Annotated in this window: 7 protein-coding genes; 5 read left to right on the plus strand and 2 right to left on the minus strand. The window is 65.3% G+C overall.

The genetic code is table 11. The annotated features are described in order from the left end of the window. Positions 1 to 4 precede the first annotated feature (4 nt). Positions 5 to 1,024 carry a trypsin-like peptidase domain-containing protein gene (locus IVB46_RS33640; RefSeq protein WP_071916003.1) on the plus strand — a complete coding sequence of 340 codons (1,020 nt, stop codon included), beginning with the start codon at positions 5 to 7 and terminating at the stop codon, positions 1,022 to 1,024. 59 nt (positions 1,025 to 1,083) lie between these two features. After that, complete coding sequence (locus IVB46_RS33645; protein WP_247307614.1) at positions 1,084 to 2,814, plus strand: FAD-dependent oxidoreductase; 1,731 nt, start codon at positions 1,084 to 1,086, stop codon at positions 2,812 to 2,814. A 322-nt stretch (positions 2,815 to 3,136) separates the two neighbouring features. On the opposite strand, the gene IVB46_RS33650 is transcribed toward IVB46_RS33645, so the two are convergent. Continuing rightward, on the minus strand, positions 3,137 to 6,613 hold the full coding sequence (locus tag IVB46_RS33650) for an indolepyruvate ferredoxin oxidoreductase family protein (RefSeq protein WP_247307617.1): 3,477 nt from the start codon (positions 6,611 to 6,613) through the stop codon (positions 3,137 to 3,139). A gap of 164 nt (positions 6,614 to 6,777) precedes the next feature. On the opposite strand from IVB46_RS33650, the gene IVB46_RS33655 reads away from it, so the two are divergent. The 3 genes from IVB46_RS33655 to IVB46_RS33665 all read left to right on the plus strand — a co-directional run bounded on the left by IVB46_RS33655 (position 6,778) and on the right by IVB46_RS33665 (position 10,430). Then, positions 6,778 to 7,731 (plus strand): hypothetical protein, encoded by a 954-nt coding sequence (locus tag IVB46_RS33655; protein ID WP_247307620.1) that lies wholly within the window; start codon positions 6,778 to 6,780, stop codon positions 7,729 to 7,731. Between the two features lie 322 nt (positions 7,732 to 8,053). Beyond that, positions 8,054 to 8,752 (plus strand): isochorismatase family cysteine hydrolase, encoded by a 699-nt coding sequence (locus tag IVB46_RS33660; protein WP_247307623.1) that lies wholly within the window; start codon positions 8,054 to 8,056, stop codon positions 8,750 to 8,752. Between the two features lie 10 nt (positions 8,753 to 8,762). After that, entirely contained in the window at positions 8,763 to 10,430 is a 1,668-nt protein-coding gene (locus IVB46_RS33665; RefSeq protein ID WP_247344492.1) for a regulator, read from the plus strand. A gap of 56 nt (positions 10,431 to 10,486) precedes the next feature. Here the strand turns inward: IVB46_RS33665 and IVB46_RS33670 are convergent, their stop codons facing one another. Further along, positions 10,487 to 12,418 (minus strand): S9 family peptidase, encoded by a 1,932-nt coding sequence (locus IVB46_RS33670; protein ID WP_247307625.1) that lies wholly within the window; start codon positions 12,416 to 12,418, stop codon positions 10,487 to 10,489. Between the last annotated feature and the right edge of the window lie 126 nt (positions 12,419 to 12,544).

Genomic DNA, 12,544 nt, shown 5'->3' on the forward strand with positions numbered 1-12,544 from the left:
TGCCATGCTGGATTTTACCTCAGACATCGTCGATGACGCCGCGTCATCGCGAGCGACAGCGTCTGCCCCGGTCGATGACCGGGCCCTGCTGGACGCCTATTCCAACGCCGTGATCGACGTGACCGACCGTGTCGGTCCCGCCGTCGTGCGCGTCGAGACCGGGCCAAAGGTGCCGAACGGCCGCGAGCGCGGCGGGCTCGGCTCCGGCATCGTGATCTCGCCGGACGGGCTCGTGCTCACCAACAGCCACGTGGTCGGTTCCTCCAGGGAGATCCGGCTGCGGGACGTCGAGGGTAACGTCGGTGAGGCCCGCGTACTCGGCGTCGATCCCGACACCGATCTGGCGCTGCTCCGCGCCAACGGCGTGCGCGACTTGCCCTATGCCGCGCTCGGCAACTCCAAGACCCTGCGTCGCGGCCAGCTCGTGATCGCGATCGGCAATCCGCTCGGCTTCGAATCGACCGTGACCGCCGGCGTGGTCTCGGCGCTGGGGCGCTCGATCCGCTCGGTGAGCGGGCGCACCATCGAGGACGTGATCCAGACCGATGCTGCGCTCAACCCCGGCAATTCCGGCGGTCCGCTGGTGTCGTCGAATGCCGAGGTGATCGGCATCAACACGGCCATCATCAACGGCGCGCAAGGCATCTGTTTCGCGGTCGCCAGCAACACCGCGCAGTTCGTGTTGTCGGAGATCATCCGCCACGGCTATGTCCGCCGCGCCTTTATCGGCGTCGCCGGGCAGACTGCACCGGTCCCGCGGCGGCACGCGGTACTGGCCGGCGTCGACAACAAGATGGGCGCGCTCTTGATGCAGATCGAGCCGGACGGACCGGCGGCGAAGGCGGGCCTGTTGCCCGGCGACGTCGTCATCAAGCTCGATGGTGTCGATATCAACGGCGTCGACGATCTGATCCGCGTGCTCGACCGCGACCGGATCGGCCGGCGGCTCGCCATGGACGTGCTGCGGCTCGGCCGCCTGCGGGCGATCGATATCGACCCGATCGAACGCAAGCCGGCGCGCTAGCGTTGGTGCCTCCGGGCGAGGTATGACGGTGTCATGCCTCGTTCCCGGACCCTTGCCGCATGATGCCGGCGCATGAGACCTACGATGTCATCGTCGTCGGCGCCGGTGCCGGTGGCATGACGGCCGCGGCCGTTGCCGCCGCTGAAGGCCTGCGCGTGCTGGTGATCGAGAAGACGGCGTACGTCGGCGGCACCACCGCCTGGTGCGACGGCATGGTCTGGATCCCCGCCAATCCCAAGATGAAGGACGTCGGGCTGTCCGACAGCATCACGGACGCGGTCCGGTATCTGTCGAGCACGGTGCCGGAGCCTGCCAATGCCGGCTTGCGCGCTGCCTTCCTCGCGCGCGGGCCGGAGGCGGTCGCCTATCTCGAAGCCAACACGGAAGTGCGCCTCCAGCCGGTGAAAGCCTGTCCGGACTGTTATCCGGAGCGGTTGGGCGCGACATCAGGCGGGCGCGTGCTGGAGCCGGTCGCGTTCGACGGCGCCCGGCTCGGCGCGCCGTTCGCACGGCTGCGCGCGCCGCTGCCGGAGCTCACGCTGTTCGGCGGGATGATGGTCAATCGCCTCGACATCCCGCATCTGCGCCGGGCCGGAAAATCGTTGCGTTCGACCCTGCGCGCGGCGCGGCTGGTTTCCGAATATGCGTTGCAGCGGCTGCGCAATCGGCGCGGCACGACGCTGCATCTCGGCAACGCGCTCGCGGCGCGGCTCTATGCCTCGCTGCTGGCGCGGCAGGTCGAGATTCTCTTCTGCGCCGATGTCGAGGGCCTGTCGATGCAGAGCGATCGTGCCAGCGGCGTTGTCATCCGCCACGGCTCTCGCGACCGCCTGATCGCCGCGCGTCGCGGCGTGGTGGTCGCGACCGGCGGCTTTTCGCACGACGCCGTGTTGCGCAAACGCTTCTTCCCGGTCGCGGCTGGTTTCGTCTCTGCGGCCAGCACCGCTGGCACTGGCGACGGGCTCCGGCTTGCGACCACGGCCGGTGCCGCGCTCAACACGGAGGCGACGTGTCCGGCTTATTGGGTGCCGGCCTCGCTGTTCCGTCGCGCCGATGGCAGCCGCGGTGTCTTCCCGCATACGGTGACCGACCGCGCCAAGCCCGGCGTGATCGCCATCAACGCGGCCGGCCGTCGCTTCGCCAACGAGGCGCTGTGCCACCATGAGTTCGTGCTGGCGATGTTGCGCGACTGCAATGGCGAGCCGGATCGGCCGTTTTATCTCGTCTGCGACCGTCAGTTCCTGTGGAGCTATGGCCTCGGCCGCATCAAGCCGTTTACGCTCAACCTCCGGCGCCATGTGGCGAGCGGCGAGTTGCTCAAGGCTCCTGACATCGCGCAGCTCGCGGCGAAGATCGGCGTCAATCCGTCCGTGCTCACGGCGACGATCGCAAGTTACAACGTTGATGCTGGGGAGGGCCGCGATCCCGAATTCGGTCGCGGCAACACCATCTATCAGCGTCACCTCGGCGATGCCACGCACAAGCCCAATCCTTGCGTCGCGCCGATTCTCCGCGCGCCGTTCTTCGCGATGCGCATCCATCCGGCCGATCTCGGCACGGCCATCGGCATGAAGGTGGATGCCCAGGCGCGCGTGCTGCGTGAGGACGGCACGCCGGTTGCGGGTCTCTACGCCTGCGGCAACGACATGGGCTCGATCATGAACGGCAACTATCCTGGGCCGGGGATCACGCTCGGGCCGGCGCTGACGTTCGGGTATATCGCGGGAAGGCATTTGGCGGAGGGGAGTGTTGTGACGGCGACGTCTGCGGTTGCAGGGACTCCCGTCTAGCCATCTCCACCGCTGTCATTCCCCGCGACCCGGCTACGCCAAGGCTTCGCCGGGGTTGAGGTCCAGGGGCGCCGAAGCTTTAGCGTAGGCGGCAAGCGGGGCATCCAGTACGCCGCGGCCCATCCGTTCAATCACAGCCGCCTCGGAGTACTGGATCGCCCGGTCAAGCCGGGCGATGACGCTGAGTGTGTGGCGAGCTCGTCCACAATCTCCGTTATTGCGAGCGAAGCGAAGCAATCCAGGCTGTCTCCGCAGAGGGTTTCTGGATTGCTTCGTCGCTTTGCTCCTCGCAATGACGCGGAGAGAGCTTCGGCGCTAACCGCTACTCCGCCGCCGCCGCAAAGCGGCTGTTCTCCAGCTCCGCCTCCAGCCGCGCAGTCTCGGCCGCCGCGACCTTGATGTTGGCTTCCTTGACGTGGCCGAAGCCGCGGATCGTCTCGGGCACGCGGGCCAGCCGCGCCAGCAGCGGGATCTGCTCCGCCTTCAGCCCGGACATCCGCTGATCGATCATGCCGACATAATCCGCGACTAGCTTCCGCTCGGTCCGGCGCTCCTCGGTGCGGCCGAACGGGTCGAACGCGCCGCCCCGCAGGAACTTCAGCTTGGCGAGCAGGCGGAAGGCGTGGATCATCCAGCCGCCGAACTCCTTCTTCTGGAGATGGCCGGTCGTCTTGTCGCGCTGCGCGAAGATCGGCGGGGCGAGGTGGTATTTCAGCGTGAAGTCGCCGTCGAACTTCTCCGACACCTTCTTGGCAAAGCTGCCGTCGGTGTAGAGCCGTGCAACCTCGTATTCGTCCTTGTAGGCCATCAGCTTGAACAGGTTCTTGGCGACCGCCTCGGTGAGCTCCGTGGACGCGGGCGAAGCGGCCATTTCCGCCTTGCGCACCTTGGCGACGGCCGTGCGGTAGCGGTCGGCGTAGGCCTTGTCCTGATAGCCGGTCAGGAATTCGGCGCGGGTCGCAATGACGTCGTCGAGCGACTTCGTCGGCGCGGATGCCCGGCTCTTGAACTGCAGTACGCTGCGGACGCGCGACATGTCGTGAGCGGCCAGCCGTCCCCAGGTGAAGGCAAGCTTGTTCATCTCGATCGCCGCGCCGTTGATCTCGATGGCGCGGAGCAGGGCCTCCAGCGACAGCGGGATCGCGCCCTTCTGGAAGGCGAAGCCGAGCATGAAGGGATTTGTCGCGATCGAGTCGCCCATTAGGGCCGAGGCAATGCCTGTCGCGTCGATGATGTCGAGGTTCGTGTCGCCGACGGCGTCACGCAGCACGGTCTGCATCGTGCCTATCTCGAAGTCGAGATCCGGGTTTTGCACGAAGCTCGCGGTCGGCTGCAGGTCGGCGTTGATGTAGGCCTTGGTCACGCCGCGCTCGGCGCGGCTGAGTGCGGAGGGACCTGCCGAGACGATCATGTCGCAGCCGAGGATGACGTCGGCGCCGCCGGTGGTGATGCGGACGGCAGAAATATCCTCCGGCCTCCGTGCGATGCGGACATGGCTCATCACCGCGCCGTTCTTCTGCGACAGGCCGGTGAAGTCCAGTGCCGAGCAGCCGCGGCCGTCGACATGGGCGGCCATGCCGAGCAGCGCGCCGATGGTGATGACGCCGGTGCCGCCGATGCCGGTGACGAGGATGTTGTACGGCGCCTCAAGCTCGCGGACAGGAGGCAGCGGCAGGTCGGCGAACAACTGTCCGGAATCGACCGCCGACGTCTTCATCCGCTTCAGGCTGCCGCCATGCACGGTGACAAAGCTCGGGCAAAAACCTTCGACGCAGGAAAAGTCCTTGTTGCAGTTCGACTGGTCGATCTGGCGCTTGCGGCCGAACTCCGTCTCCAGCGGCTGCACCGAGACGCAGTTGGAGGCCTGCGAGCAGTCGCCGCAGCCTTCGCAGACCAGCTCGTTGATGAAGGCGCGCTTGGCCGGATCGGGATAGAGCCCGCGCTTGCGGCGGCGGCGCTTTTCGGCGGCGCAGGTCTGGTCGTAGATGACGACCGTGAGACCCCCGATGTCGCGCAGCTCGCGCTGCACGGCGTCGAGCTCGCGGCGGTGATGGATGGTCGCGCCCTGCGGGAAGTAATTGCCCTCAGGGTACTTGCTGGGATCATCGGAGACGATGGCCAGGCGCTTCACGCCCTCGGCCCAGACCTGGTGCGCAATCTGCGCGACGTTGAAGGCACCTTCGGCCGGCTGGCCGCCGGTCATCGCGACCGCGTCGTTGTAGAGGATCTTGTAGGTGATGTTGATGCCCGCGGCAGAGGCTGCGCGCAACGCAAGCAGGCCGGAATGGGTGTAGGTGCCGTCGCCGAGATTCTGAAAAATGTGCTTCTCGGTGGTGAAGGGCGACTGGCCGATCCAGTTCACGCCCTCGGCACCCATATGCGAGATCAGATCGGTGCGGCGGGTCGGCATGCTCAAGGCCATGCCGTGGCAGCCGATGCCGGCCATGGCGCGGCTGCCCTCGGGCACGCGCGTCGAGGAGTTGTGCGGGCAGCCCGAGCAGAAGAACGGTGTGCGCGCGAGCTTGATCTGCGTGCTTGATGTGACGGGACTGTCGAAGGCCTCGAGCCGGGCGAGGCGTTGCTCCAGCACCGGGCTGTGATGCCCGAGCTTGCGCAAGCGTGCCACCAGCGCGCCCGCGACGATGGTCGGCGTCAGCTCGCCTTCGCTCGGCAGCAGCGGCGCGCCGCGCTCGTCACGCTTGCCCGTGACGGTCGGCCGCCTCGAGGCATCGATATTGTAGAGGATGCGCATCAGCTGGTCTTCGATGAAGCCGCGCTTCTCCTCGACCACGAGCACATCCTGAAGGCCTTCCGCGAAACGCTTGGCGCCGCTTTCCTCCAGCGGCCAGGTCAGTGCGACCTTGTAGATGCGAAGGCCGAGATCCTGGGCGTCCTTGTCGGTGATGCCCAAATCGGCCAGCGCCTGGCGCAGATCGAGATAGGCCTTGCCGGTCGCGAGAATGCCGAGCCGTGCCGGCTTGGAATCGAGCACGATGCGGTCGAGCTGGTTGGCGCGGGCGAAGGCCTGTACCGCGGCCATCTTCGGGCCGAACAGGCGCCTCTCGGCGTCCAGTGGCGGATCGGGCCAGCGGATGTTGAGGCCACCGGGCGGCATCTCGAAATCATCGGGAAGCTTGATCTGGATGCGCGCGGGATCGCTATAGATCGAAGCCGAGCTCTCCACGGTCTCGCTGATCGCCTTGAAGCCGACCCAGCAGCCGGAGAAGCGCGACAGCGCGAAGCCGTAGAGGCCGAGGTCGAGATAGTCCTGGAGCGTTGCCGGATTGATCACGGGGATCAGCGCCGCCGCGAACACCTGTTCGCTCTGATGCGCCAGCGTCGAGGACTGGCACCCATGGTCGTCGCCGGCAAGCGCGAGCACGCCGCCATTGAGCGAGGTGCCGGCCGCATTCGCATGTTTGAGCGCGTCGACCGAGCGGTCGACGCCGGGGCCCTTGCCGTACCAGATGCCGAACACGCCATCGACCTTTGCGCCGGGAAACAGGCCGACCTGCTGGCTGCCCCAGACGGCGGTCGCCGCCAGGTCCTCGTTCAGGCCGGGGACGAAGGCGATGTCGTGCTGCTGGAGGTGCGACTTCGCGCGCCACAGCGCGTGGTCGTACATGCCGAGTGGGGAACCGCGATAACCCGAGATGAAACCGCCGGTGTTGAGCCCCTGAAGCCGGTCGCGTTCGCGCTGCAACATGGGCAACCGAACCAGTGCCTGCGTGCCGGACAGGAAGATCCGCTTCGATTCGAGCCGGTATTTGTCGTCCAGCTCGACCTGCATCAGCGTCATTTCAGGAGTCCTCGTCTCTCGTTCGGCGTGGGGGTTTGCGCTGCGGGAGGGATAGCGGCGGCGCGACGCGAATTGTGACAGTCAAGAGCATGGGCCGGCGAAGTCAATACGGCTAGCCGCATCCGTGGCGCTCCTGCTAGTCATGGCTGCCTGTGGAGGACACCATGGCTGCAAACGCATTCGACACCGAGATTACAGAGACGGCCGAGGCGCTGATCGGGCCGTGGCGCCAGCCGCGCCAGATGCTGCACGCGCAAGTCTACGACGCGCATGCCTCGATCCACGACGATGCCACGGCGCAAAAGCTCGGCTTCAAGGGCGGCACCATCGAAGGCCCGACGCATTTCAGCCAGTTCGCCCCGCTCGGCGCGCGGCTGTGGGGGCAGGCCTGGTTCGAGAGCGGTTGCCTGTCCGCGCATTACCGCAACGCCTGCTTCGAAGGCGAGGAGGTGCAGGCGATCCTGTCGAAGCCGCTGCCCGGCACGAGCCAGTGCCAGATCCAGATGGTCAAGCGCGACGGCACCGAGGTGCTGCGCGGCACGGCCTCGGTCGGCGAACCGCACGCGGCAACCGCGCTCGAGGCACGCCTGGGCGAGCTCAAGCCGCTCGCCGATCCCGTGATCCTGCGCGATGTGAAGGTCGCCCAGACCAGCAAACGGCAGACGGTGCGGATGGCGCTCGATCAGAACATGGGCGACCTCTATCCATTCTCCCTGAGGCAGAAGCTCGCCGTCATCACCGAGAACTCGCCGTATTATTCCGGCGCCGACAATCCTTGGGGCAGAGCGATCATCCCGATGGAGATGCTGAGCGTGTTGTTCCAGTACCGCTCCAAGGACGATCCGCTGCCGGCTAGGGGGCCGGCGGTCGGCCTGTTCGCGGATCAGGAGATCAGGCTGATCAAGGGGCCGCTCTTCGTCGATGAGGCGTACGAAATCGAGCGTGAGGTTGTCGCGCTCTCCGGCAGCCGCCGCACCGAGAGCGCCTGGATGAAGACGCGCGTGTTCGGCAAGACGGGCGCGGTGGTGGCCACCATGCTGCTCAACATGGCGACGCTGAAGGATTCGTATGCGCCGTATGAGATGGAGTATCGGCAGCTGTACGGCGCGGGGCGGTAGTCTCCGCTCGTCATTCCGGGGCGCGAGCAGCGCGAACCCGGAATCCATTTCGCCTCACACATTGCGGCCCGATGGATTCCGGGCTCGACGCTTCGCGTCGCCCCGGAATGACGGCGAGTGAGTCCGTCGCCGCCCGCTCATCCTTTAAGCAGATGCACGTCGTAAAGCCGTCGCACAGGGAATAAGCAGCCGTCAGCCGCTGACGTAACCTTCTGAGTGCGCAGCAAATTCTCTCGCGGCCTGTGCCCCACCGCTATTGTACACAATGGCACGGCGTTTGCAGAACTCCTGGCAAAGAGAGTTCTCGCGGGGGCCTTGAGTCATGTTGAACTCGACCAAGCCGACACCGGGCGTCATCAGCGCCGAGCCCGAGCCGATCAGGCTCGACTGGCCTGCCACCGCGCTTCTCATCATCGACATGCAGCGGGATTTCATGGAGCCGGGCGGCTTCGGCGAAACGCTTGGCAACGATGTCAGCCAGCTCGCGCGCGCGGTGAAGCCGATCGGCGCGGTGCTGAAGGCGGCGCGTGACACCGGCATGCTGGTGATCCACACGCGCGAGGGGCATCTGCCCGATCTGTCCGACGCGCCGCCGGCGAAAGTCGAGCGCGGCGCACCGTCCTTGCGCATTGGCGATCCCGGCCCGATGGGGCGCATTCTCATTCGCGGCGAGGCCGGCCACGACATCATTCCCGAGCTCTATCCGCTCGACAGCGAAGTGGTGATCGACAAGCCCGGCAAAGGCGCGTTCTACGCCACCGAGCTCACGGATGTGCTGGAGAAATACGGCATCGAGAACTTGCTCGTCTGCGGCGTCACGACGGAAGTGTGCGTCAACACCACCGTGCGCGAGGCCAATGACCGCGGCTATCGCTGCGTCGTCATCTCCGACGGCTGCGCATCCTACTTCCCGGAATTTCACGAGATGGGCCTGAAGATGATCAAGGCCCAGGGCGGCATCTTCGGCTGGGTCGCGGACTCAGCCGCAGTCTTGGAGGCAATGAAGACTTCGACCACATAGGGGTAGCATCATGAGCACATTGACGGGGACGGCCGGCAAATCTGATCTGAGCAAGTCCGAGTTCAAGCCGGTACTATGGACATCGGGCGACTGGAACGCGTTCTTCGGCTTCGGCACCAACATCCTCGTTAACATGCTGGTGCTCACGGGTCTGCTGCGCTTCGTTTTGAAGATGCCTGATAGTCTCGTGTTCGGCCGCATCCTGCCCGCGCTCGGGCTGATGATGTGTCTCTCCACCTTCTACTACGCGTATCTCGCCTATCGGCTGGCGCAGAAGTCGGGCCGCAACGACGTCTGCGCACTGCCCTCGGGCGTCAGCGTACCGCACATGTTCATCGTCACCTTCGTGATCATGCTGCCGATCACGATCAAGACCGGTGCCCCGCTCAAGGGCTGGTCGGCCGGCCTCGTCTGGGTGTTCTTCCAGAGCTTTATCCTGATGATTGGCGGCTTCATCGCACCGTTCATCCGCAAGATCACGCCGCGCGCGGCGCTGCTCGGCACGCTCGCCGGCGTCTCCGTCACCTTCATCTCGATGCGTCCGGCGTTGGAGATGTACATGACGCCGCAGATTGGTCTGGTCTGCTTCGCCATCATCCTGGTGAGCTGGTTCGGCGGCGTGAAATATTGGCGCGGCATTCCCGCGGGGCTCGTCGCCATCGCGGTCGGCATGGTCATCGCCTGGGGCTCGAACCTGTTCGGGCTCGGCCTCGGTGGGCTGAGCGTCAAGGGCGTCGGCGACGCTTTCGCGAACTTCGGCTTCTCGGTGCCGATCCCGGCGTTGGGCTACGTCTTCTCCGGCTTCGAGTTCCTCGGCATCATTCTGGTTACCGCTATTCCGTTCGGCATCTACGACCTCGTCGAGGCCATGGACAATGTCGAGAGCGCGGAAGCGGCCGGCGACGAATATCCGACCACGCGGGTACTCACCGCCGACGGCGTTGTCAGCCTGATCGGCTGCCTGATGGGCAACCCCTTCATCAACGCCGTCTATATCGGCCATCCCGGCTGGAAGGCGATGGGCGGCCGCATCGGCTATTCGGCTGCGACCGGCATCATGGTGGTGGTGCTGGCCTGGTTCGGCATCATCTCGGTGCTGCTGGCACTCGTGCCTGTCGTCGCGATCTCGCCGATCCTGCTCTATATCGGCATGTTGATCGGCGCGCAGGCGTTCCAGACCACGCCGGCCAAGCACGCGCCCGCGATCGTGCTGGCGCTGACGCCGCATCTTGCCGCCTGGGCCAAGCTCCAGATCGACACGATGCTCGGCTCGACCATGATGGCGGCGACCTCTGTCGGCGGTCTCGCCGCCGACAAGGCCGACGCGGTCAAGGCCGCGGCGATCGCAGCACTGCCGCAGCAGGGCGTATTCTATCACGGCCTGGAGGTGATGGGCGGCGGCTCCATCCTCGGCGGCCTCATCCTCGGTGCAATCGGCGTCTTCATCATCGAGCGCGACTTCGAGAAGGCCTCGGCCTTCGCGCTGGTCGGTGCGGTGCTCACTTACTTCGGCTTCATGCATGGCGAAGCCGTCGGTATCGGCGGCGGCTTCGGCGTCACGCCCGCGGTGGCGTTCGCCTACGCGGTGATGGCGGCGGGATTGTTTTCCGCCAGCAAGCTCGGCGCCACCGAGCGCTACGCCGCCCATCCGGAGATGCACGCGCTGCCGGCGGAGTAGGTCTCGGCCAGTATTGGTCGCCGCCGGGTGACACCATGTCGCCCGGCTGTGTTTTTTCAGGCGACGCCCAGATCGGACAGGATATCGGCCCCGGCACGAACCTCGTGACTGGATCCCCGGAAATCGTCGCCAACGGGCTCGCAGGCGCCACCCAGATGCCGTGCAAAGAACGCCTCGGCAATCGCGAGATGAGAGAGCTGGTTCGGCGGCCTCTGGAATCCGTGTCCCTCATCGGGATAGACGATGTAGGTCACGGGAATGCCTTTCGCCTGCATAGCCGCTGCGATGGTGTCGCTTTCCGCGATCTTGCAGCGAACGTCGTTGGCGCCATGAAAGATCAGCATGGGCTTCTTGATGTTGTCGACCTTGTTGATCGGTGAACGTTCGGCGAGCAGCTTGCGGCCTTCCTCGGTGCGGGGATCGCCGTAGCTGCGATACATGAATTCCGCAAAGCCGGCCCAATAGGGTGGCATCGACTCCAGCAGGGTTTGCAGGTTGGAGATGCCGACGACCGGCACGGAACAGCAGAAGACGTCCGGCGTGAAGGTTGCGCCGACGAACGAGGCCAGGCCGCCGTAGGACAGGCCGAAAATCGCGACTTTGTCCTTTTGCGCGATGCCTTCGGCGATCGCCCAATCGACCATGTCGATGAGATCGTCGTGCATCTTTCGCGCATGCTCTTTCTCGCTCGCCGCGACAAACGCCTTGCCGAAGCCCGTCGATCCCCGATAGTTGACCGAAAGCACGGCGTAGCCGCGATCGGCCAGCCATTGGTGATCCCTGCGATAGCCGTAGATATCCCGTCCCCACGGACCGCCGTGGACGATGAGGACCATCGGCAGCGGCCGAGGCGGGCGATCGCCATCGATGTCGGCGGGCAGCGTGAGGTACGAGACGAGGGGCAGGCCGTCGCGCGATTTGCCTTGCACTTCCTGCATCGAAGCGAGGCGGTAGGGCTTCAGCTCGGGGCGCGCCGAAAACAGCTCGGTGATGGTCTGCTTGTCGCGGTCAAGGAGATGATATGTGATGGGTTGATCCGGCGCGTGGCTCGCCACGATCCATCGGCGGCCATCGTCGCTTTGGCTCTCAACATAAAACGCGTGGTCGCGTAGTCGCGCCTTGATCAGATCAAGCTCGGCCGCAATCGCAGGCGTCAAAGCCGTCCATTCCTGCCGACCGGGATCGATGCAGACCGCTTCGGGTTCGAGTGTCCGGGTGTTGAATATGGCTCCCGTCACATCGGCGCGGTCGCTTGCGAACAAGACACGTTCGTCACCCGTCGACCAGTTGATGCTTAGCAGGGCCGACTTGTCGTGCGTGACGCTCGAAGTCATATGGAGGTAGTTGCCCTCCGCGTCGAAATTCCAGGGCCGGGTGCTGATGTAGGCCTCGTATGAGGTATCGCGCCAATGCGTGACCTCGCCGTCGTCAATACGCCAGAGCCGTGTGCCTCCGTCAGGCGCGTTGCTGTGCGCGTAGCGCGGCTTCAACTGCCAGTCGAGCCCGACGTAATGGAACTCCTGGCGATTTTCCCAAACCAGGCTGCGTTCGCCGGTTGCGAGGTCGAGCACGTAGACATCGTGCCAGCGCGGGTCGCGATCGTTGAGGCTGACTGCAATCTTGTCAGGAACCATGTGCGACCAGTGCGTCGGCATCGCTCGGACATTGGCAAAGGGCGTGAGATCCCGGAGCTCTGAACTGCGGGGATCGACGACGAACAGGCGCAGATTCTCATCGCCGTTCTCGTCGTTGAGAAACATGATGTAGCGGCCGTCCGGGCTCCAACTCTGCCAGTTGATTGGTCGGCCCGTGGTGCGTGTCACGGGCCGGCCCGCCGCAATGCTGTCGACCGGAGAAACCCAGACGTTCAGAACGTCATCGACAGGGGCGAGCCAGGACAGCCATTGCCCATCTGGTGACAACTTGGCGCCGACGTAGGTCGGATTGCCAAACAGTTTTCGGCGCGGAATCAGAGGGCGAGCTGACATGTGGCGTCTCGTACGCAGGCGCGACTTCCATCACGCATCGTAGTGCTACGGTATGTAGCATACATACGCGAAAACCTTGCGTCAACTCCAAGTAGAGCGCGTGCTCGTGGCGCGGGAAGCGCGCAA

Source organism: Bradyrhizobium sp. 61 (assembly GCF_023073075.1).
Classification (GTDB): domain Bacteria; phylum Pseudomonadota; class Alphaproteobacteria; order Rhizobiales; family Xanthobacteraceae; genus Bradyrhizobium; species Bradyrhizobium barranii.

Coding starts and splice junctions, on each gene's coding strand:
- IVB46_RS33640 (WP_071916003.1), top strand. CDS start 5: ATGCTGGATTTTACCTCAGACATCGTCGATGACGCCGCGTCATCGCGA.
- IVB46_RS33645 (WP_247307614.1), top strand. CDS start 1,084: ATGATGCCGGCGCATGAGACCTACGATGTCATCGTCGTCGGCGCCGGT.
- IVB46_RS33650 (WP_247307617.1), bottom strand. CDS start 6,613: ATGACGCTGATGCAGGTCGAGCTGGACGACAAATACCGGCTCGAATCG.
- IVB46_RS33655 (WP_247307620.1), top strand. CDS start 6,778: ATGGCTGCAAACGCATTCGACACCGAGATTACAGAGACGGCCGAGGCG.
- IVB46_RS33660 (WP_247307623.1), top strand. CDS start 8,054: ATGTTGAACTCGACCAAGCCGACACCGGGCGTCATCAGCGCCGAGCCC.
- IVB46_RS33665 (WP_247344492.1), top strand. CDS start 8,763: ATGAGCACATTGACGGGGACGGCCGGCAAATCTGATCTGAGCAAGTCC.
- IVB46_RS33670 (WP_247307625.1), bottom strand. CDS start 12,418: ATGTCAGCTCGCCCTCTGATTCCGCGCCGAAAACTGTTTGGCAATCCG.